Here is a 21,145-nt window from a genome sequence, read left to right on the forward strand (position 1 = left end):
CTAGACTTTGATGCGAGGCGCGGGTGCTGGCAGTGGCAGGTTTTCGGCAAAACGGACAACTGTCGCACCGGATGCGATCGGAGACAGGCGGACCGTGTAGGGACCATCCTGAAGGTGGATCACATCTGCCTCCCATGGCGCGCGTTCACCCAGCTTCATCACAAAGTCGCGGATGTCTGCCCATGCGGGGTTGGGAGCGGTCTGGGCCTGCCATTCCTTGATCGAGTCGACGATTGTGACGTCTGCAAAACTGCAATCGGGGTCCATGTTCCACATCTCGCGGAAGGCGCTGTTGCAGAAGGTCAAAACACCTGCCGAGGAAAAAACCGCCAGCGCATCTTCGAATGTGTCCATCAGGGACTGGCCCAATTCCAATTCGGCGCGGAAGTTTCGGGTCAGTGAGATTTCGGCGGTGATGTCTTCGATCAGAAAGGCGACGGCACCGTCGGGATGGGGGCGGCCACTGACCCGGTATGTGTGGCCGGTATCAAGGGTCCATGTCTCTTGATAGCTGGCATGGGTTGCCGCCGCGATCATGTCTGAGATTTCCTGACGCCAAGAACTGTAGTTTTTGGGCTCGGGCATCACCCGGTTGTCGCGCAAGCGGTCGAAAAAGGCGAGCAGGGCGGGCCGACCACTCAGGAACTCGACCGGCAGCGAGGTTAAATCAACCATCGCTGGATTGAACAGGGCAAGCTGGCCGTTGCGATCAAAAATGGCGAGGCCAATAGACAGATGTGCGAATGTCTTGGCCAGCGTCTGGACAAAGTTGCGCTGGGCCACTTCGGCTTCGATGACGGCGTTGATATCGACGGCGTGGTAGATGATGCCGCCGTCCACTTCGGTCGCCGTCACGTTGTACCATTCGGTTGTGCCGGTTTCGGCAATTTTCACCGCGACGCGCAAGGTGCGCTTGTCGTCCAGCTCGTCAGGGTCGGGTGTGAACAGCGGTTCGTCCATCCCTGTTTGATCCGGGCGGGCCGCCGTCGCGAGCGTTTCGTAGGCTGTGTTAAACCACTGAATTCTGCCATCCATCCCAACCAGCCAAATCGGGTAGGGAGAGGCAGATGCAGCAAGGCGCAGCGTTCCAAGTTCCGCTTCGATGGATTTGGCCGCGTGCACGGAACTGGCATCCGTCATGAATTCGTGTTCGATCACGACGCGGGTCATTTCCTGTTCGCGGTCCAGATGCAGGATCGCAGGATCATCCAGCGCGGCGGAGTGCAGGGTCAGGGATTCAAGGGTGCGCAACCCATCTGCATCCGGCAGACCGGGGAAACGGGCCATCAGGGCCGCGCGCAGGGCGTGCCAGTCGGTTTCACCGGTTTCCTTGAACAAAACCGCCCGGGCCTGTTCTGTCGCATGTTCCAGATCGAGGTCGCAAAACAGGAAATGCATACCTTGGGGGTCGGTTGAGGCATCGACGCGGGCACTGTCCCGCGCATCCCCAAAAAGGCGATACCCGCACCAACAGCAGCCGCTGCACAGACAAACACTACGATGATCTCGACCACAGGCACGCTTTGTCACCTTCCAACCGCGAGGCTTCACCCATGCTTCACTAAGGTTAACACTGCGTTAACTTTGGTGCGTCGAACGCGGTTTCAGGCCCGTATTTTCACATTTTGACCCTGTGGCACGGCATTTTCGCCACTTCGCGCGTCAATCTTGTGGCGGGGCCAGACAACCACCACGATGGCGCCGCGGTAATCGCCATTTACTGGTGTGGTTGCGTAAGGGTCGGATCCGTTGGCGAATGTCAGTTCAGCGCCAGAGCGTTCCAGAAGGGTTTTCGCGATAAAAAGGCCAAGGCCCATCCCCTCGTATTCTGGGCGTTCGACGCGCGCCGAAGCGGGTTTGCGCCACCGCACAAACGGCTCGCCGATCCGGCCCAGAACGTGCGCCGGAAACCCGCGCCCGTCATCCATGATGCGCAGGGTGATTTCCGTATCCGTCCAATGCGCCTCGATCCACACGGTCGAGCGGGCGAAATCGACGGCGTTCTGAACCAGATTGCGCAGGCCGTGAATGATCTCGGGCTGGCGGACGATGGCAGGCTGATCCACTTCGCCGCCCGCATCGGGATCGTGGATGAAATTGACCGTTTTGCCGCGATGGATGTGGGGTTCTGCGGCTTCTTCCATAACGGCCATCAGGGGGGCCTGGCGCAAATGAAGGTCGTCTTTGCCGGCCCGGCCCATGTCGCGCAGGATATCGCGGCACCGGTCCGCCTGTTCGCGGATCAATGCCGCATCTTCGCGCAATTCAGGCTGATCTGACAGTTCTTCCATCAACTCGGCGCTGGCCAGTTTGATGGTCGCGAGTGGCGTGCCCAATTCATGCGCGGCGGCGGCAACAACGCCGCCCAGATCGGTCAGCTTCTGTTCGCGTGACAGCGCAAGCTGGGTGGCGGACAGCGCATCGGACATCGAATGGATTTCGAACGTCACACGGCGCGAATAAAGGCCGATGAAGCACACGGCAATCACCAGCGCGATCCAGTTGCCGAAAACAAACAGGTCCGGAATGCTGAGTGTCGCACCGTCCTGCGTGCGCAAAGGCAAGTGAAACTCTGACAACAGCGTCACGATGATGATCGCCGTTGCCCCCACCAGAATGGTGGACCGTGTTGTCAAAACAGCGGCTGAAATCGTCACAGGCCCCAGCATGAGCAAGGCAAACGGATTGTTGAGCCCACCGGTCAGCGACAAAAGAAACCCAAGCTGCAACAGGTCGAACAACACCATCAGCAGGTTTTCGGATTCGGCGAGGCGCTTGTTTTCAGGAAACACGAAAATGGCTATCAGGTTGCCGATCACCGATATGCCAACTGCCAGATAACACAGCCCGATTTCAAGCTGCAGCCCATACATCTGTTGGGCCACGGTCAGTGCCACCAGCTGGCCAACAATCGCCACCCAGCGCAACAGGATCATGGTGCGCAGTTTGATCCAGTTCGAGCGTTGCTGGCCGGTTACCAGCCCAATTTCAGATTGCGCCATCATGTCACTACTTCGTTGGTTGCACAGGAGTGTAAGGTTGATAGCAAGGACATCAACTTCCAAGCTATGAGGCCGAACATGACCCGTATCATTGCACCCATCGCTGCACTTGTCGCCGCCGTTTTTCTGGGTGGGGTCTGGTGGATGTCGCAGGGTGGTGAGGAAACGGGCATTGCGCAGTGTTCGGCCACCAAGATCGCAGGCGACGGCAATCAGATTGGCGGACCGTTCGAGCTGGTCAATGCCGAAGGCCAGACAGTGACCGATCAGGATGTCATCACTGAACCGACACTGATCTATTTCGGCTATACGTTCTGCCCCGATGTCTGCCCGTTGGACACCGCCCGCAATGCCGAGGCTGTCGATCTGCTGGAAGAACGCGGCATGTCTGTCACTCCGGTCTTCATAACCATCGATCCCGAACGCGACACGCCCGAACTGGTCGGCGATTTTGCCTATAACCTGCATGAAAAGATGATTGGTCTGACGGGATCGGTTGAACAGGTCGCCGCCGCGTCTGCGGCTTATCGGACGTATTACAAGGCGCATGACAAGTCGGATGAGTTCTACCTTGTCGATCATTCGACTTTCACTTATCTGGTGATGCCTGAAATTGGATTTGTCGAATTTTTCCGCAGGGATACGTCGGCGGACGCGATGGCGGACACGGTCGCATGTTTCATTGAAAACGTCTGAAAAGACGGAAAAATTTGACCCGGGCGGGTCAGCGCTCCATATCTATCCCCAGCCATAAAAGACGGAATACGGGAACTGGAGCACCACATGGCAGACGCCGCGATGCCCGAACTGGGCACTGACAAGACACTATTACTGGTTGATGACGACGAACCGTTTCTGCGCCGCCTTGCCAAGGCGATGGAGAAACGCGGGTTCGAGATCGAGACCGCGGACAGTGTTGCGGGTGGCAAAGCCATCGCGACCGCCCGTCCCCCGGCCTATGCTGTTGTGGATTTGCGGCTTGAGGATGGAAACGGACTTGATGTCGTCGAGGTTCTGCGCGACCGGCGGCCTGACGCCCGCGTTGTCGTCCTGACGGGCTATGGTGCGATTGCGACGGCCGTGGCGGCGGTGAAAATCGGCGCGACCGACTATTTGTCCAAACCGGCCGATGCGACGGATATCACCAATGCACTGCTGGCCACCGGCGACGACCTGCCCCCACCGCCCGAAAACCCGATGAGCGCGGATCGCGTGCGCTGGGAACACATCCAACGGGTCTATGAGCTGTGTGACCGTAACGTGTCGGAAACAGCGCGTCGTCTGAACATGCACCGCCGCACGTTGCAACGCATTCTGGCCAAACGCTCCCCGCGTTAGCGGACAGCTTGGCCACAACTGACAATTAATCGACGCGTTACAGATCGTAGCGTTTGAGGATCTTGTCGACAGTATGGCCGTTCGCCATTTCGTAATTGTCGATCCGGCCATAGTCCTGAAATCCGCGCGACTGGTAGTAGATCAAACCGCCTTCATTATCCGCACGGATGTTGGCGTTGATCCATTTGTAGCCAATCGTTTTGGCCGCAGCCCTCGTCGCCTCGAACAGTCGTGAGCCGATGCCAAGACCCGTTTGCCCGATCTGAACGAAGGTCGCGATCTCGGCGGCCTCGGGCGGCAAATAGTCTGCCGCCTCAATCCATTGAAAACCCAAGACCTGTTCGCCGTCGTTCACAGCAACATGCCATGCTGCGCGGCCATCATTGGCAGACATCCATTCCGCCAGATCATTGCCGGACACCGCGCTGGTCAACGCTGTGGTTGCCCCATCGGCTATGATTTCATTCAGCAGGCGGGCCATTGATGACGCATCAAGGCCGATGGCCGGACGGACGTGGATCATATGCACTGCTCCAGCAAGGCGCCGTGTCGCGCTGTAAAGGCGTGGCGGGTTTCAAGCGGTGGGCGCAGCACGATTTGCAGATCGTCGATCATGTCGGCGGGTGGTTTGCCAAAGAAACGTGTCGCCTCGGCTTCGGTAAACCCTGCGATTTGGGTCGCCTCCATCCATGCGCTGATCTTGTCGGCCCTCTTGATCTGTTTCTTGATCGTCGCGGGCACTTTGGCGGGCAGGCCAAATCGGATGTGAACCGCAGCCTCAAGCCGTTCATCCAGTGCGCCATAGCCTGGCCCGACCGCCGCCTTGACCGGTGAAATCATGTCACCGATCACATATTCCGGCGCGTCATGCAGCAGTGCGGCCAGCTGCCATTTGGGCGGTGCCTTGGGCGCGATACGGCTAAAAAGCGTCTCTACCAAAAGGGAATGTTCGGCGACCGAATAGGCAAAGTCGCCTAAAGTCTGCCCGTTCCAGCGCGCGACAAAGGCGAGACCGTGGGCGATATCCTCGATCTCGATGTCCATAGGCGTGGGGTCAAGCAGGTCGAGGCGACGACCCGACAGCATCCGTTGCCATGCGCGTGGTTGTTTCGCCATGTGTCCCTGTCCTGCGTGTACTGGTCGGCCACGTTTGTTCCACGACAGGCAGGGCGAGGGAAGGGTGAATACAACTACATACGCAGCACAATGCGCCCTTCGATGGCACCGGCGCGCATCCGGTCAAAGATGGCGTTGATATTGTCCAGTGTGTCCCACGAGAAATGCGATTTCACTTTGCCCTCTGCCGCAAACGCCAAAGACTCGGCCAGGTCATTGCGCGTGCCCACAATGGATCCGCGCACGGTGATCCGTTTCAACACAACCTCAAAGATCGGTAGCGGGAAGTCACCGGGTGGCAGGCCCACAAGGGACATAAAGCCACCAGCACGCAACATGCCCACGGCTTGCGAAAACGCGGAATTGGACACTGCCGTGACCAGAACGCCGTGCACGCCGCCCATCTGGCTTTGCAACTCGGCGACGGGATCCTGATCGACGGCGTGAAAAGTCTCATCCGCCCCCAGCTTGCGCGCCAGATCAAGTTTGTCCTGATGAACATCGACGGCGATCACGCGATATCCCATCGTTTTGGCGTATTGCACGGCCATGTGCCCCAACCCACCAATGCCGGAAATGGCGATCCAGTCGCCCGGCTTTGCTTCAAGCTCTTTCAGGCCCTTGTAGACAGTCACGCCAGCGCACAACACCGGCGCGGCCGGGCCAAAATCCAATGAATCGGGCAGCAAGCCCACGTAATTCGCATCGCATTGCACATAATCGGCATAGCCACCGTTTACGGAATATCCTGTGCGTTGCTGATCGGGGCACAGGGTTTCCCAACCGCCCACGCAGTGTTCGCAGCGCCCGCATGCGCTGTGCAGCCATGGCGCGCCGATCCTGTCGCCCTCCTTGAGGTGGGTGACGCCTGCGCCAACGGCTGCAACTTCACCCACCCCCTCATGGCCCGGGATAAAGGGGGCGGTCGGCTTGACCGGCCAATCGCCTTCGGCTGCGTGCAGGTCTGTGTGACACACACCGCTGGCCTGCACCCGCATGAGGACTTGGCCGGGTCCCACTTCGGGAACAGGGACGTCGCGGATGTCGAGCGGGGCGCCGAGTTTGTGTACAACGGCAGCTTTCATTGTCTTGGGTAGGGACATTGAGGCCTCCAGCCTGAGTGTGGGTTGATGTTGGCTTGGTATGCAGAGAAATCCGCCACGCGCCGTTGATGCAGATCAACGGTCTGGCCCGTTCGGGGCCGGGTTATGTGGAACATTTTCCGCGCATTGCGGGTTTGAAAGCGAAGGAGATCGCTATGAAACCCGTTTTGTTGTTTGCCGCTGCGTCTGTTGCAGCCACCGCCTTGAGTGCCACAACCCTGTCTGCAAAGGACGTCTGCATGTCTGCAGCCGAGATGGAGGCCAGCCTGATCGATTGGTATGCAGAGACACCGGTCGAGGGGTCAGGAACGGAAACAACGGCGATTTGGGCGTCAGAAGCGAATGGAACGTGGACGCTGGTGCAGTACCTTGCCGATGGACAAAGCTGCGTTCTGGCACAGGGCAACGACTGGGGTAGCACGGTCAGCGACGATCTGATTCTCGCCACGCTGGACACCGGCGACTAAGTCCGACTCAAAGCCGCATTGAGCCTGATGGCAGAAACTGGTAGCGCATCCTCAACTTTCATGAGGATGACGCATATGGCGACTGATTACGTTGTAAAAGATATCGCGCTGGCCGGGTACGGTCGCAAGGAACTGGACATCGCGGAAACGGAAATGCCCGGGCTGATGGCATGTCGTCAGGAGTACGGCGAAAGCAAGCCGTTGTCCGGCGCGCGCATCGTCGGATCGCTGCACATGACGATCCAGACGGCTGTTCTCATCGAAACTCTGGTCGAGTTGGGTGCGGACGTGCGCTGGGCCTCGTGCAACATCTTTTCGACGCAGGATCACGCGGCGGCTGTGATCGCCGAAAGCGGCGTGCCGGTGTTCGCCGTTAAGGGCCAGTCGCTGGAAGAGCATTGGGATTACCTCGACAAATCGTTCCAGTTTGCCGACGGGCCAAACATGATCCTGGACGATGGTGGCGACGCGACCCTGTACGTCCTTCTGGGCGCGCGCGCAGAAGCGGGTGAGGAAATCATCCCCGTTCCGACATCCGAAGAAGAGACAGTGATCAAGGCGCAGATTGCCAAGCGTATGGCCGAAAGCCCCGGCTGGTTCACCAAAATCCGCGACCAGATCAAGGGCGTTTCCGAGGAGACGACAACCGGCGTGCACCGCCTTTACGAACTGGTCCGTGACGGACAGCTGCCCTTCCCGGCGATCAACGTGAATGATTCGGTGACCAAGTCGAAATTCGACAACAAATATGGCTGCAAGGAATCGCTGGTCGATGGCATCCGCCGCGCCACCGACACCATGATGGCCGGTAAGGTGGCCGTGGTCATGGGCTACGGCGATGTGGGCAAAGGTTCGGCCGCGTCGCTTGCCGGTGCAGGCGCGCGCGTCAAGGTGACCGAGGTTGATCCGATCTGCGCCCTTCAGGCCGCCATGGACGGGTTTGAGGTTGTTCTGCTTGAGGACGTTGTAGGCTCTGCCGACATCTTCATCACCACCACCGGCAACAAGGACGTGATCCGCATCGAGCACATGCGCGAGATGAAGGACATGGCCATCGTCGGCAATATCGGCCACTTCGACAACGAAATTCAGGTTGCTGCGCTGAAGAACCACAAGTGGACGAGAATCAAGGAACAGGTGGACATGATCGAGATGCCGAATGGCAATCGTCTGATCCTGCTGTCCGAAGGGCGTCTGCTGAACCTTGGCAATGCGACGGGCCACCCGTCTTTCGTGATGTCGGCAAGCTTTACCAACCAGGTGCTTGCGCAGATCGAGCTGTGGCAGAACACGGACAAGTACAAAAACGACGTCTACATCCTGCCCAAACATCTGGATGAAAAAGTGGCCCGCCTGCATCTGGATCGCATCGGTGTGAAACTGACGCAACTTGACAGCGCGCAGGCCGCCTATATCGGGGTGACGCCCGAGGGGCCGTTCAAGCCCGAGCATTACCGGTATTGATGTGCGTGGTGGGGTGAAACCCCACCCTACGGACGAAAGAAGAGGCCCCGCACAGTTGCGCTGGGGCCTTTTTCGTAAGGTCAGTTGCCGTCCAGTGCGTTGCTGACACCCACAGCAGACCCGATCAGGCCGAACACTGTGCGCACAGACCCAACAGGGCTTTCCGTGGCCATGACCAAATCGTTGGGATTGATCTGGAATTTGCGCGCGGCAAAAATGTCTTCGGCAGATGTCAGATCGATGGTGAACACCACCTGGGCCTTGGGTGGGCCGGATCCGTCACTGCGCACCGCCTTTTGCGGGTAGTCGCGCAGGACAAGAATGCCCTTGGGATTGGCGCGGGTGTCGTTCAACCCACCCAACAGCGCCAGCGCTTCAATCGCGGTGATGTGTTCCTGATTGAACGGAACGACGGCTTCTGACCCGGTCGCACCCAGAGCGACGAAATACCGGTCATCCTCTTCCACGATCACACTGTCCCCGCCGCGCAGCACGACATTGGCAGAGGGCCTGTCAAACAGCGTGTCGGCACGGATATCGTAGGACTGGTTATCCCTGATCACACGGACCAACGGATTTTCAAGGCTGTCCGTGATCCCCCCCGCGACGGAAATCAGGTTCAGGATCGAAAAGTCGCGATTGGGCATGGGGTAGGTCCCGGGCTTGGAAAACCCCCGTACCGCACTGACGGAATTGTCTGGCCCCGCCTGCACGGTCAGTTGAACCTGTGCGTCAGGCACAACGGATTCAAGCTGGTCTTCGATGCGTTCGCGCGCGCCCTCTGGTGTTGCGCCACCAACGGACACTTCGTCGACATAGGGCACGAAAATGGTGCCGGAGGGAGAGACGCGGAGCCCTAACAGGGTCACATTGTTTGCACCCAGCGACGTGAGCAATGAGCTGTCCTGATTGTCCCATATCACAAGGTCGATCAGATCGCCCGGACGGATGAGGTTCGATTTCGGCCCACGGGTGCCGCTGAACCAATGGTAATGGCCGGCCCATCCGGTCACCGGCCATGTGCGCAACTGGGTGATGTTCGCAGGTGTAACCGGGACAACTGAGAATGTCGCCGTCTCATCACCCTGACTGCGCACAACCTCGCTTTGGATGGCAGCGCCGCGTGGCAGGGTGCAGGCCGACAAGGTCAGCACAAGGTAGAGTGCGAGCAGTTTGTTCAATTTCAGTCGCACCACGCATGTTCCCCCGGCCTTTCCCGTCACCGTCCGCGCGGCTCACACCGACAAGACGCCCGGAAAGACGACATGAAACACGTATAACGCGAGTATCAGGGCCTGCAAGTATTGCGAGGCGCAAGCGCGGGCGTGGACCCGGCTATGCGCCCTTTTTCTTCGGATTGCCGAGGTCTTCGGCCTCGATCACGTCACTTTCGTCGCTGGTGCTTTCAACGACGGTCATGGCATTGCCTGCCGCCTCCGCACTTTGTGCCCCAAGCAACGGCAGCATCTCCGTACCTCCGGGCATCGCGATTTCAGCGCTGGGCGGGCGTTTCCACGACAGGGTGTCAAAGGCAGAACAGTTGGTGCAGATCGGCGTCCATTCGGCATGGATGTTCTGGCAATTGTCACACACCCATTGCGGGCCACGCGGCGCGGACAGTGCCCGCGTCAGCCAGCCCTGAACAACGGCGTCACTTGCGCCCTGACCCCGTTCAATTGCGGCCATCAACGTCGCAGAACGCGTCGTGGGATCGGTTTCAAACAGATCGCCAAGGGCACGCCGGGCCGCCGGGAAATCCTCGGCAGCGATGTTGAGTTCGGCCATCAGCATTCGGGATTCCGAATTCTCCGGGTGGCTGCGCGTCAGTTGGGCAAACCGTTTTAGACGGGCCGCTGGCGTTTCATTGGGTTCAATCGCTGCAAATGCGGCGGCAAGGTCGGGATGGGGTTGTGCCTCCCACGCCTTTTTCAGCAGCCGTGTGGCGTATTTCTTCTGGCCTTGCTCGATATACCCTTCGGCGGCCATGACGGCGGCGGGGATCAAATCTGGCGATTGCTTGTTGGCGGCAATCGCGGCCTCGCGGGCTTCGATGGTTTGTTCCTTGTCCAGAACCTTTTTCGCCTCGCTCAGCGCAAGAACGGCGTCGCGGCGTTTGTGAATGTCACGTGGCAGGTTGCCGTATTTCAGCTTGGCCGACAGGGTCTGACGCGCACCCGCCCAATCTTCGTGCCCGGCCTGAAGTTTCAGCAGCACGTCCTGCGTATCCTCATGCTTGGGTTTCAGCGCGAACGCTTTTTCCGCCAGTTTGAGGGCGGTGTCTGTGTCCCCATCCGCCAGCTTTTGCTTCATGATTCCACGCACGCCGACAAAGCGGGTGGAATCGTTCTGCACCAGTTTGCGATAGGTTTCTTCCGCCTTTTTGCGATCCCCGGCCAGTTCTGCGGCCTGCGCTGTCAGCAGGTTGGTCAGTTCGGGACGGTTCAGGTAACGGTCGGCCTTTTCCGCCTTGGCCAGTGCTACGCGCCCTTCTCCCGAGGCGAGCGCCATCATGCCTTCGGCCAGCGCATCGAACCCTTTGGCGGCTTTGTTGCGCGCAAAATAACGGGACAGCGCGGTTTCATCCCCGTTGAGGAATTTCCAGAACGCGACCAGCAGACCCAGCAGTTTGAGACCGATCCAGATCACCAGCACCAGCACGATCAGGCCAACAACGGATTCCAGTGGGCCCAGCGTGAATTCCTGACCGGCCACGATAACACGCACCCCGCCTTCGGCTTCGAGCAAATAGCCAGCCCCAAGGGCCAGTGCGGCAACGGCCACAATGAAGACGACGATTTTAACCAATGACCAGATCATAAATAGGCCCCTTCAGAGTGCAGACAGGCGTTCTGCCAATGCGTTTGCCGCTGTGACGGCGTCTTGGCGCGATTGCGCCTGTTCCAACCATGATTCCATGGCGTTGCGTGCGGGTTCGGGCAGTGCCTCAGCCTCGGCTAGGGCATCACCCAACCGTCCGGCCCTGACAGCAGCCTCGACCCGGGACAGGACCGAGTTCGGGTCCGAACCTTCGCGCGGCTCAAGCGCCCGGGCCCCAAGCTGGCGCTGCAAAAACCCGCCAAGCCCGCTGCTGTCCTCGCCTGCACCGCGTGCGGCGGCAAGGGCGGCACGGGCCGCATCCGGGATTTCTTCCTGCAAGGTGGCAAGGGGCGTGACCCCGTCAGCGGCGACTGATTGCAGCACTGCGGGGATGTCCGTGGCACCGGCCTGTTCCAGATCGCCCAGGGCCGTGGCAAAGGGCGCGCCGGTGTCGATGGCCGACGTGATCCGCGTCAATGCGGCACGCATCAGCGTTGCATTCGCTTCGGCGACCGCATCACTTTGGATCGACTGCGCATTGGCCAGAAGCTGATCGATTTCGGCCTGCTGGGCGGCAGCGACAGAGCGCAGTTCCGCCATCGCGGCTTCAAGGGCTTCGTCCGGGACCTCAACTTCGGCCGCGGGCTGCGCGACCAGCGCATCCACCCGCGCCGTCAGCACATCAAGGCGTTCCGACAGGGGGGCCAATGCCGCCACTTGTTGCGAAAGTTCGCTGAGCTGATCTGTCACCGGGCTCAGATCAACCTGACCTTCGGTGACAATGGGCGGTTGAGACGCCGGCAGTTCGGCAAAGGCCGCTTCTAGGTTGGAAAGACGATCATTGGCGTCTGCGATCCCTTGGGCGATGGCCGGGTCAACCTCTGGGGTCGGGGCCTGAAGGCTTGCGGGCAGCATATCGCTGCGGGCCGCCATAAATCCGAGGATGGCCGTCAGAATGCCAGCAAAGATCATCGGCAGCACCGACGCCCGCTCCGGTTCCGGCTGGACAGGTGTTGGCGCTGGCAGCATTGCGCTCTCAGGCTCAGGCTCAGGCTCAGGCTCAGGCTCAGGCTCAGGCTCAGGCTCAGGCTCAGGCTCAGGCTCAGGCGCTTCGCTCGTTTCGGCTGACTCGTCGCTGCTGATCTCGGCTTCGATCACATCTTCAGCAGTTGTCGCGTCGGATTTGTCCGCGTCACTTTCCTGCGCTTCAGGGGTATCGTCAGTCGTCGATTCAACGTCCGTCGATGCGTCTTCTGTCGGCGCATCTTTGGTCACTTCATCGACGACACTACCCTCAATGAGTGTCTCATCTGTTTTGGGAGTTTCAGAGGATGACTCGTCCTTGGTGGCCTGATTTGGGCGTTTCCGTTTAGCCAAGGTCGTCTCCCCCTTCCGATTCTTTCGACGCGCAGCGCGCCGTCTTGAACTCTACTCTGCGCGCCGCTGCCCCTCAACCCGCTGGGTTGTAATCAGTTCCGCTAGGCCACGTGGGAAAGTGCAGCGCCCATCGACTGTGCATCGGGGTGCGTCGCAATGGTCAGACTGGCCAGCGCATCCGCTGGCAATACGGCGGCGATTGCCGCGCTTAAGGCGACTGCGTGCACGGATGCGGTGTTTGGGGTCACTTTCAAAAACTGTGCGGCCGTGCGTGGTGAAAACAGCGGTACGACGACCTGCGCGGCGGTCGCGATGATCTGTGACGCCTCGGGTGTGAGCGGGCACAGGCGCTGATCGTAAACCGCGATATTTTTGATGTTCAGACCTGCCTTGGCCAGTCGGCCCGCCACATCGCCCCGCGTGTGCACACCGGACAGGTGCAGTAAATTGTTCTCAGGGGCGACCGACCGCAAATTCTTAACCAAACCGTCCGCATCCGTGCCCATTTGCCGGGCGTCCCAACCCCGGTCCTGCGCAACCTTTGTAGTGGCCGATCCGATGCAATAGGCGATGCGGCCCTGTCCGTCAGGCGCGGCGCGCACGCCATTGGCAGAGGAAAACACAGCGCTGTCGTGTGCATTGATCGTGACCGTGAGCGGCAGCGGTACGATTTCGACGAGCGGGCTGAACACCGGTTCGAACCGGGCACGGGTTGCATCCGGAAGGCTTGCCACAAACGCCTCGGACGCAGATTGTGGGCGCGTCATGATCAGGGGAATGGGAGCGGGGGATGCATTGTTTGCCACAGTTCAAAGTGTTACCTCGCGCAGTCTGTACGTGCAACGGACCTTGACCCATGAGTCGCGCCAAAACCTTGCTGGGAATTGAAAGCAGCTGTGATGACACAGCCGCCGCTGTGGTGCGCGGCGTTCCGGGCGAAATGACGGCGTTGTCATCGGTCGTTTATGCGCAGACCGACCTGCACGCAGCCTTTGGCGGTGTCGTTCCCGAAATCGCGGCGCGCGCCCATGCCGAACGACTGGATGTCAGCATCGTTGCAGCGCTGGAACAGGCGGGTATCGGGCTGGACGGGATCGACGCCATCGCGGTGACCTGCGGCCCCGGCCTGATCGGTGGCGTGGTGTCGGGTGTCATGATGGCAAAAGGTCTGTCCGCAGCGACCGGCCTGCCCATGTACGGCGTCAACCATTTGGCGGGCCACGCCCTGACCCCGCGTTTGTCGGATGGCGTCGCGTTTCCCTATCTGATGCTCCTTGTGTCCGGTGGGCATTGCCAGTTCCTGATCGTGCACGGGCCAGACAGGTTCGAGCGTCTGGGCGGCACAATCGACGACGCCCCCGGCGAAGCATTTGACAAGGTTGCCCGCCTGCTGGGGCTCGGACAGCCCGGAGGCCCTGCAATAGAGACGATTTCGCATGAGGGTGATCCAGCGCGCTTTGCTTTTCCGCGTCCTTTGGCGAACAAGCCGGGCTGCGATCTCAGCTTTTCCGGGCTCAAGACTGCGGTGCTGCGCGCGCGCGATGATCTGGTCGATGCGCAGGACGGTTTGCACGAACAGGATCAGGCGGATCTCGCTGCATCTTTTCAGGCGGCCGTACGTGACAGTTTGGTTGGCAAAAGCGCGCGAGCGCTGGAGCGTTACCTCTCCCTCACTCCCGATACGCCGACATTCTGTGTCGCGGGAGGCGTTGCTGCGAATATGACGATTCGAGGCGGGTTAGAGACGATATCGGGCGAATTCGGCGTGCGGTTCCTCGCCCCGCCTCTTGCGCTGTGCACTGACAATGCTGCGATGATTGCAGCTGCGGGGATCGAACAGATGGCCGTGCGGGCGCCAGACGATATGAGCCTGTCGGCGCGTCCCCGGATGCCACTGGATATGGACAGCGCTGCAATGCTTGGCTCCGGCAAAAAAGGGGCGAAGGCGTGAGCGTTGCGGTGATTGGGGCGGGCGCATTCGGGACAGCCCTTGCCATTACACTGGGGCGGCAGGGGCCGGTGACCTTGTGGGGCCGTGACGTTGCCGGGATGCAAGCGGAACGACAGAACCCCCGACGCTTGCCGGACGTGCACTTTCCTGACGATCTGACAGTTTCCACCCAATTAGAGACTGCTTTGGCCGCTGACATTTTGCTGATGGCCGTTCCGATGCAGGCCCTGGCCGGTTTCGTATCCTCGCACGATTTGAGTGGCAAAACTGTCGTGGCCTGCTGCAAGGGCATTGATTTGAACACCGGGTTTGGCCCGGCCAAAATTCTGGAAACGGCTCAACATGCTGCCGTCCTTACCGGCCCCAGCTTTGCCGCCGACATTGCGCGCGGATTGCCCACCGCTCTCACGCTTGCCTGTTCGCAGGATGCAGTCGCCCGCGATCTGCAGGCGCAACTGTCCACGCCGACCTTGCGCCTTTATCGCAGCGCAGATGTGATCGGTGCCGAGCTGGGTGGCGCGTTGAAAAACGTGATCGCGATCGGGTGTGGGGCCGTGATGGGCGCTGGCCTTGGGCACAGCGCCCGCGCGGCGCTGATGACACGGGGGTTTGCCGAGATGCAGAGGGTGGCCGGCGCATATGGTGCGCAGGCGGATACCTTGATGGGCTTGAGTGGGTTGGGTGATTTGACCCTCACCTGTACGTCCGATCAATCGCGGAACTATCAACTGGGCCTTGCCCTTGGTGCAGGACGTGCATTTGATGCCAGCGTCACGGTAGAAGGGGCGGCGACCGCGCAGGCCCTACGCCGTGTTGCGGCGGACCGCAAGTTGGACTTGCCCATTTGTGGGACTGTGGCAGATCTTGTGGATGGCCACGTGGATATCAAAGGCGCGATGGACCTGCTGCTGGGCCGCCCGCTGAAGGAGGAATGACATGATTTTTGCGTTGATGGCATGGGACAAGGATGGTGCATTGCCCATTCGAATGGAAAACCGGCCCGATCATCTGGCCTATCTGGAAAGGACGGGCGTGGTGCAAAAGGCGGGTCCATTTCTGGATGGAGAAGGTCAACCATGCGGGTCGCTGATCGTGCTGGATGTGGACGACTTGGCCGCGGCACAGGCCTGGGCTGACAATGACCCCTATGCCAAGGCCGGGTTGTTTCGTGACGTGCAGATCACGGCGTGGAAGCAGGTGATGGGCACATGAACTACTGGTTGTTCAAATCCGAACCGTCAACCTGGAGCTGGGACAATCAGGTGGCCAAAGGGGACGCGGGCGAAGAATGGGACGGTGTTCGCAACTATCAGGCCCGCAATTTCATGCGCGAGATGGCGATTGGGGATCGCGGCTTCTTTTACCACTCGCAAACGGAAAAGGCGGTGGTGGGCATCGTCGAAGTGATCGCAGAGGCCCACCCCGACAGCACAACCGACGATGAGCGCTGGGAATGTGTGGATATCAAGGCGATTGAACCGGTTAAAACCCCTGTCACGCTTGAGATGGTCAAGGGCGATGAACGACTGTCCGAAATGGCCCTGATCCGCAATTCGCGCCTGTCGGTCCAGCCGGTGACAGAAGACCAATGGCGCATCGTCTGCGAGATGGCGGGCGTGTCCCCATAACCATTTGGCGATCCGCGTCCGTTCTGGCACATTGCATTAAAGTGCCAAAAGGAGGGACAGATGGGATTTCTTGCAGTGGTCGTCGCGGGCATCGCGGGGTTTATGTTCGGCGCGGTGTGGTACACCATTTTTGCGAAAGCGTGGATGGGCGCATCCGGCGTGGCCCTGAACGAGGCTGGCGATGCACCTGCCAACCGGTCGGACCCGGTGCCTTATGTGACAAGCATCGTCGGGGCCATTCTGGTTGCGGGCATGATGCGCCACGTTTTTGTCTTAAGCGGGATCGATACGCTGGGTGAAGGTATCGTGTCAGGCTTTGGCATCGGTCTGTTTCTGGTCAGTCCATGGATCGCCACGTTCTACGGGTTCAGCGGGCGGCCATTTCGCCTGACGTTGATCGATGGCGGATATGCCACGTTCGGCTGCACCGTCATTGGCTTGGTTCTGATGTTGTTCTGAGGAAAAAAGGGTTCTGATCCAAATCGATCAGAACCCTTTCACCCTTCGGCACGCACTCCCAAGAGCCACCGTACGTGTGCTGTAAAATAGGGCCTGACCTTCTGGTCTGACCCTCCGGACTTAGGCGTTTGAAGGTGCAAACGCAAATCCAAAGTCCCTAGGATTGGAGTCAAAACAGAAACACCCGCTGGTTCAGCGGGTGTTCTGGTGTTCAAAAATCAGGTCAGTTCAGCTGTAGGTCGACTCTTTGCCGAAATGCTTGGTCAGCATGTAATAGACAACGGCGCGGTACTTGTTGCGCTCGGATTTCCCGTACGTCTCGATGACCTTGTTGATCGCGTCCATCAGTTCGGGGCCATCCTTGAGGCCCAGCTTTTTCATCAGGAAGTTTTCCTTGACGGTTTCCAGTTCGCCTTTCTGGCTGGCCGCAACTGTCGATGCATCGGCGTTGTAGATCGAGGGGCCGCAGCCAATCGTCACTTTCGTCAGCAGATCCATGTCTGGCGTCATGCCGCACTTGTTCTTCAGGTCGTCCGCGTATTGCGCGATCAGATCGTCGCGTTTGCCCATATTTTGTCTCCCACCGGTGTGTTGCGCCCAGATTTCGGATCAGGCGCAAGGCATTGCATTGAAGTGTGGGCAGGTTAACGACAATCGTGAATATGACAAACATTTTCGGGGGGAAAAGTTTTTGGCGGACATCAAAAGGGGCACCCCCACGGGCACCCCTTCGATGTTCAGCCGTTGTGTCGTTCAGAGCGATACGTCGAGCGGATATTCAGACGGCAGGCTTTCCAGCTCACTCTCGTCGACTTCCGGCAGCGCTTCCAGCTCTTCTTCGGTCCATGTGGCGAGGCGCAGCGTGTCATCCTCGGTCATCACGAATTCTTCCATCGGGACGGCCACAGTGTACTCACCCAAGCCCAGCACTCCGCCAAGGCCGACCACGGCCACGTAGCCGTCAAGCGAACGCACGATATAGTCGATTTCGCCGACAGTTTCGTTCTTGGCGCTCAGCACATTCAGGCCGATCAGATCCTCGACAGTTGTGGTTGCGTCAGATGTTTCAACGCCGTCCAGTACGTTGTCCATTGCGGCTTCAGTGTCGTTGGCCAGATCCTGTGCCGTCTCGATATAGGCGGTGTCGGCCTGGCTTGTCTCGTCGGTTTTCATCGTGTCGCCCGCAAAGGCAGGGGCGGCCAGAATGGCGGCGGTCGCAGCAGAAAGCTTCAATGTATTCAGTGTCATAACATCCTCCATAGTTACATCGCTGAACTAACGAAGAAGTCGTGAAACGGTTCCAAAGTTTTTTGAACGTGGCGCTAGCGGACGGTCAGGATGTCATCCAGCGGCTTCTTTTGCTTGGCGAATTCGGGCACTGTCGCACCTTGCGCGGGATGCCCCACGGCGATGATCATTGTCGCCTTTTCGCTGTCAGGCCGTTCCAGAAGATCGCGCAGAAACCCCATTGGGTTGGGGGTATGTGTCAGCGTGGCGAGCCCCGACAGGTGCAGCGCCGTCAGCAGCATCCCGGTGGCGATTCCCACGCTTTCGGGCACGTAATAGTGTTTGTGGCGCTTACCCTCTGCATCGACCCCGTAGCGTTGGGCAAAGACGACGATCAGCCATGGCGCGTCTTCCAGGTGCGGCTTGTCGGCGTCTGTGCCGATGGGAGCCAGCGCTTCAAGCCATTCTTCGCCGGCGCCGCCTGCATAGAACTTGCGCTCTTCCTCTTCGGCGGCGGCGCGGATTTGCTTTTTCAGGGCTGGGTCGCGGACGGCAACAAAATGCCAGGGCTGTTGATTGGCTCCGGAAGGTGCTGTACCCGCAGCGGCCACGCAGGCCGCGATCACCTCTTGCGGTACGGGTGCTGTGTCGAATTCGCGTATCGTGCGCCGTTCGGCCATATCGGCGTGAAACGTGCGTGCCCGCGCAAGCATTTCGTCGTCAGGCACGGCGGATTGGGGCGGCAGGGGCTTGTGTGTCTGGTTCGCCATAGCTCAGAAATCCAGATTCTCGACGCTCAGCGCATTTTGCTGGATGAATTCACGCCTTGGTTCGACGACGTCACCCATCAGCTTGGTGAACAGATCGTCCGCCTCGGCCATATCCTCGACCCGCACCTGCAACAGCGTGCGCGCATCCGGGTCCAGCGTGGTTTCCCACAACTGATCCGGGTTCATTTCGCCCAGACCCTTGTAGCGTTGCAGGGACAAACCCTTTTCACCCTCGGCAAGGATCGCATCAAGCAGGTCCATCGGGCCCATGATCTGCACGTTTTTGTCTTTACGATGCAGCGCAGCGGGGGTGCCATAGACGTCTTGCAGGCTTTGCGTGAACGTGCCGGTCTTGCGCGCCTCGCCCGAGCGCAACATGCGCCCGTCGAGTGTGCGCACCTCTTCGACGCCGCGCAGGATACGGGCCAGTCGCACGCCTTTGTCCTGCGTGATCCGGCCTGCCCAGCCGCGTTCCCATTCCAGCGCGATCAGGTTCAGACGCTCGGCCACCTTGTCTGCCACGCCCTGCAGATCGCCATCGACCGCACCGGGCACAAAGGCCCCTGCAATCGCCGCCTGTTCGAGGATATGGCGCGGGTAATGCGTTGGGAAGGCTTGCAGCACGCGGCGCAACTGCCGCGCCTCTTCGACCACGCGAACAAGGTCTTGCCCGGCGATTTCCTCGCCATTGCCCTGACGCAGCATTGCCCCTTCGATGCCCTGCTGGATCAGGTAATCCTGCATCTCGGCCTCGTCCTTGAGGTAGACCTCGGATTTGCCACGCGACACTTTGTAAAGCGGTGGCTGCGCGATGTAGAGGTACCCGCCCTCGATCAGCTCGGGCATCTGACGGTAGAAGAAGGTCAGCAAAAGCGTGCGGATGTGCGCGCCGTCCACGTCGGCGTCCGTCATGATGACGATCTTGTGGTAGCGCAGCTTTTCGATGTTGAACTCGTCGCGCCCGATCCCGGTGCCAAGGGCCATGACCATATTGCCGATCTCTTGCGACCCAAGCATCCGGTCAAACCGCGCCCGTTCCACGTTCAGGATCTTGCCTTTGAGCGGTAGAATGGCTTGCGTCTTGCGATCGCGCCCGGTCTGGGCAGAACCGCCAGCGCTGTCGCCCTCGACAAGGAAAATCTCGGTATTGGCGGGGTTCTTGTCCGAACAGTCCTTGAGCTTGGAGGACAGAAAATTCATGTCCATCGGGTTCTTGCGCCGCGTCAGGTCTCGGGCCTTGCGCGCCGCCTCACGAGCCAGTGCCGCCTCGATGATCTTGCCGACGATGATCTTGGCCTCGTTCGGGTTTTCTTCGAACCACTCGGCCAGCTTTTCGTTCACTAGCCCTTCGACTGCGGGACGGACTTCGGAGCTGACCAGCTTGTCCTTGGTCTGGCTGCTGAACTTGGGGTCGGGCACCTTGACGGACAGCACGCAGGTCAGCCCCTCGCGGGCGTCGTCGCCGGTAAAGCTGACCTTTTCCTTTTTCGCGATGCCGGTGGCCTGGGCATAGTTGTTGATTGTGCGCGTCAGCGCGCCGCGAAAGCCCGCCATATGGGTGCCACCATCGCGCTGCGGGATGTTGTTGGTAAAGGGCAGGACATTCTCGTGATAGCTGTCGTTCCACCACATCGCGACCTCGACGCCGATGTCGTCCTTTTCCCCGTGGATAAAGATGGGTTCCGGCATGACAGAGGATTTCGAGCGGTCGAGATATTTCACAAACTCGCGCACCCCGCCTTCGTAGAACAGCTCGGATTTGAGCGTCTCAACAGGGCGCTCATCGGTCAGAATGATGCGCACGCCCGAATTCAGGAACGCCAGTTCGCGCAACCGCTTTTCCAGCGTCTCGAAGGAGTATTCGAGATTGGAGAACGTCGAAGTCGAGGCGAGAAAGCGCACTTCGGTCCCGGTGCGATCACCCGCATCGCCCACAACCTCAAGGTGCTTGGCGGTAAAGCCACCCTCGAACCGGGCCACATGTTCTTTGCCGTCGCGCCAGATGCGCAGTTCCAGCCAGTCAGAAAGCGCGTTGACCACCGACACACCCACGCCGTGCAGGCCGCCCGACACCTTGTAAGAGTTGCTGTCGAATTTGCCGCCTGCGTGCAGTTGGGTCATGATGACTTCGGCGGCGGACACACCTTCTTCTTCGTGAATTCCGACCGGAATCCCGCGCCCGTTATCGCTGACGGACACACTGGAATCCGCGTGAATCGTGACGGTAACGGCATCTGCATGACCGGCCAGCGCCTCGTCGATGCCGTTGTCGACGACCTCGTAGACCATGTGGTGCAGACCGCTGCCATCGTCGGTGTCACCGATATACATGCCCGGACGTTTGCGTACCGCTTCCAAGCCCTTGAGAACTTTGATGGAATCCGCGCCATAGTCTTCGGGGGCTTGCTCGTTATTTGCCATGATCC

At 59.7% G+C, this 21,145-nt stretch carries 22 protein-coding genes; 9 read left to right on the forward strand and 13 right to left on the reverse strand.

What is annotated here, in order from left to right; all coding sequences use genetic code 11:
• Window positions 1-1,398, reverse strand: a complete 1,398-nt coding sequence (locus tag ACERZ8_RS05735) for a PAS-domain containing protein (RefSeq protein WP_407591219.1) — start codon at window positions 1,396-1,398, stop codon at window positions 1-3.
• Window positions 1,399-1,604: 206 nt separating this feature from the next.
• Complete coding sequence (regB, locus tag ACERZ8_RS05740; protein WP_407591221.1) at window positions 1,605-3,002, reverse strand: sensor histidine kinase RegB; 1,398 nt, start codon at window positions 3,000-3,002, stop codon at window positions 1,605-1,607.
• Window positions 3,003-3,080: 78 nt separating this feature from the next.
• Between regB and ACERZ8_RS05745 the strand changes: the two genes are divergently transcribed.
• Together ACERZ8_RS05745 and ACERZ8_RS05750 are read left to right on the forward strand one after the other, a co-directional pair.
• Window positions 3,081-3,698: an SCO family protein gene (locus tag ACERZ8_RS05745; RefSeq protein WP_407591222.1), complete on the forward strand. Its 618-nt coding sequence runs from the start codon at window positions 3,081-3,083 to the stop codon at window positions 3,696-3,698.
• Window positions 3,699-3,785: 87 nt separating this feature from the next.
• Window positions 3,786-4,340 (forward strand): ActR/PrrA/RegA family redox response regulator transcription factor, encoded by a 555-nt coding sequence (locus tag ACERZ8_RS05750; RefSeq protein WP_407591223.1) that lies wholly within the window; start codon window positions 3,786-3,788, stop codon window positions 4,338-4,340.
• A 37-nt stretch (window positions 4,341-4,377) separates the two neighbouring features.
• Here the strand turns inward: ACERZ8_RS05750 and ACERZ8_RS05755 are convergent, their stop codons facing one another.
• The 3 genes from ACERZ8_RS05755 to adhP all read right to left on the reverse strand — a co-directional run bounded on the left by ACERZ8_RS05755 (window position 4,378) and on the right by adhP (window position 6,559).
• Window positions 4,378-4,863 carry a GNAT family N-acetyltransferase gene (locus ACERZ8_RS05755; RefSeq protein ID WP_407591224.1) on the reverse strand — a complete coding sequence of 162 codons (486 nt, stop codon included), beginning with the start codon at window positions 4,861-4,863 and terminating at the stop codon, window positions 4,378-4,380.
• Window positions 4,860-5,456: an HD domain-containing protein gene (locus ACERZ8_RS05760; RefSeq protein WP_407591225.1), complete on the reverse strand. Its 597-nt coding sequence runs from the start codon at window positions 5,454-5,456 to the stop codon at window positions 4,860-4,862. The genes ACERZ8_RS05755 and ACERZ8_RS05760 overlap by 4 nt, the downstream gene beginning before the upstream one ends.
• A 74-nt stretch (window positions 5,457-5,530) precedes the next feature.
• Window positions 5,531-6,559 carry an alcohol dehydrogenase AdhP gene (gene adhP / locus ACERZ8_RS05765; RefSeq protein ID WP_407591227.1) on the reverse strand — a complete coding sequence of 343 codons (1,029 nt, stop codon included), beginning with the start codon at window positions 6,557-6,559 and terminating at the stop codon, window positions 5,531-5,533.
• 155 nt (window positions 6,560-6,714) lie between these two features.
• On the opposite strand from adhP, the gene ACERZ8_RS05770 reads away from it, so the two are divergent.
• Window positions 6,715-7,026: an S-adenosyl-L-homocysteine hydrolase gene (locus tag ACERZ8_RS05770; RefSeq protein ID WP_407591229.1), complete on the forward strand. Its 312-nt coding sequence runs from the start codon at window positions 6,715-6,717 to the stop codon at window positions 7,024-7,026.
• Window positions 7,027-7,101: 75 nt separating this feature from the next.
• Window positions 7,102-8,490 carry an adenosylhomocysteinase gene (ahcY, locus tag ACERZ8_RS05775; RefSeq protein ID WP_407591232.1) on the forward strand — a complete coding sequence of 463 codons (1,389 nt, stop codon included), beginning with the start codon at window positions 7,102-7,104 and terminating at the stop codon, window positions 8,488-8,490.
• Window positions 8,491-8,570: 80 nt separating this feature from the next.
• On the opposite strand, the gene ACERZ8_RS05780 is transcribed toward ahcY, so the two are convergent.
• From ACERZ8_RS05780 to ACERZ8_RS05795, 4 genes are all read right to left on the reverse strand, one after another.
• The gene (locus tag ACERZ8_RS05780) at window positions 8,571-9,686 is read right to left on the reverse strand and encodes a polysaccharide biosynthesis/export family protein (RefSeq protein WP_407591234.1); all 1,116 of its coding nucleotides are present in this window, start codon (window positions 9,684-9,686) and stop codon (window positions 8,571-8,573) included.
• A gap of 139 nt (window positions 9,687-9,825) precedes the next feature.
• Window positions 9,826-11,307, reverse strand: coding sequence for a heme biosynthesis protein HemY (locus ACERZ8_RS05785; protein ID WP_407591236.1), 1,482 nt, complete (start codon window positions 11,305-11,307; stop codon window positions 9,826-9,828).
• 12 nt (window positions 11,308-11,319) lie between these two features.
• Window positions 11,320-12,684: a COG4223 family protein gene (locus tag ACERZ8_RS05790; protein ID WP_407591237.1), complete on the reverse strand. Its 1,365-nt coding sequence runs from the start codon at window positions 12,682-12,684 to the stop codon at window positions 11,320-11,322.
• A gap of 101 nt (window positions 12,685-12,785) precedes the next feature.
• The gene (locus tag ACERZ8_RS05795) at window positions 12,786-13,451 is read right to left on the reverse strand and encodes a uroporphyrinogen-III synthase (protein ID WP_407591239.1); all 666 of its coding nucleotides are present in this window, start codon (window positions 13,449-13,451) and stop codon (window positions 12,786-12,788) included.
• Between the two features lie 89 nt (window positions 13,452-13,540).
• Between ACERZ8_RS05795 and tsaD the strand changes: the two genes are divergently transcribed.
• The 5 genes from tsaD to ACERZ8_RS05820 are packed head-to-tail and all read left to right on the forward strand — an operon-like array spanning window position 13,541 to window position 16,722.
• A complete protein-coding gene (tsaD, locus tag ACERZ8_RS05800; protein WP_407591241.1) occupies window positions 13,541-14,635 on the forward strand; it encodes a tRNA (adenosine(37)-N6)-threonylcarbamoyltransferase complex transferase subunit TsaD in 1,095 nt (364 codons plus the stop codon).
• On the forward strand, window positions 14,632-15,570 hold the full coding sequence (locus ACERZ8_RS05805; protein ID WP_407591243.1) for an NAD(P)H-dependent glycerol-3-phosphate dehydrogenase: 939 nt from the start codon (window positions 14,632-14,634) through the stop codon (window positions 15,568-15,570). Before tsaD ends, ACERZ8_RS05805 begins: the two co-directional genes overlap by 4 nt.
• Before the next feature lies 1 nt (window position 15,571).
• Window positions 15,572-15,847 (forward strand): YciI family protein, encoded by a 276-nt coding sequence (locus ACERZ8_RS05810; protein ID WP_407591245.1) that lies wholly within the window; start codon window positions 15,572-15,574, stop codon window positions 15,845-15,847.
• Complete coding sequence (locus tag ACERZ8_RS05815) at window positions 15,844-16,263, forward strand: EVE domain-containing protein (protein ID WP_407591246.1); 420 nt, start codon at window positions 15,844-15,846, stop codon at window positions 16,261-16,263. The genes ACERZ8_RS05810 and ACERZ8_RS05815 overlap by 4 nt, the downstream gene beginning before the upstream one ends.
• A gap of 60 nt (window positions 16,264-16,323) precedes the next feature.
• Window positions 16,324-16,722 (forward strand): DUF1761 domain-containing protein, encoded by a 399-nt coding sequence (locus tag ACERZ8_RS05820; protein WP_407591247.1) that lies wholly within the window; start codon window positions 16,324-16,326, stop codon window positions 16,720-16,722.
• Between the two features lie 228 nt (window positions 16,723-16,950).
• On the opposite strand, the gene ACERZ8_RS05825 is transcribed toward ACERZ8_RS05820, so the two are convergent.
• The 4 genes from ACERZ8_RS05825 to gyrB form a co-directional block, all read right to left on the reverse strand.
• On the reverse strand, window positions 16,951-17,292 hold the full coding sequence (locus ACERZ8_RS05825; RefSeq protein ID WP_407591249.1) for a DUF2853 family protein: 342 nt from the start codon (window positions 17,290-17,292) through the stop codon (window positions 16,951-16,953).
• 183 nt (window positions 17,293-17,475) lie between these two features.
• The gene (locus ACERZ8_RS05830) at window positions 17,476-17,970 is read right to left on the reverse strand and encodes a PRC-barrel domain-containing protein (RefSeq protein ID WP_407591251.1); all 495 of its coding nucleotides are present in this window, start codon (window positions 17,968-17,970) and stop codon (window positions 17,476-17,478) included.
• Between the two features lie 74 nt (window positions 17,971-18,044).
• Window positions 18,045-18,719 (reverse strand): nitroreductase family protein, encoded by a 675-nt coding sequence (locus ACERZ8_RS05835; protein ID WP_407591252.1) that lies wholly within the window; start codon window positions 18,717-18,719, stop codon window positions 18,045-18,047.
• Window positions 18,720-18,722: 3 nt separating this feature from the next.
• Window positions 18,723-21,140 (reverse strand): DNA topoisomerase (ATP-hydrolyzing) subunit B, encoded by a 2,418-nt coding sequence (gene gyrB, locus ACERZ8_RS05840; RefSeq protein ID WP_407591253.1) that lies wholly within the window; start codon window positions 21,138-21,140, stop codon window positions 18,723-18,725.
• Window positions 21,141-21,145: the final 5 nt, after the last annotated feature.

Origin of the sequence: Tateyamaria armeniaca (assembly GCF_045797845.1) — a bacterium.
In the GTDB taxonomy this organism is placed as follows: Bacteria; Pseudomonadota; Alphaproteobacteria; order Rhodobacterales; family Rhodobacteraceae; genus Tateyamaria; species Tateyamaria armeniaca.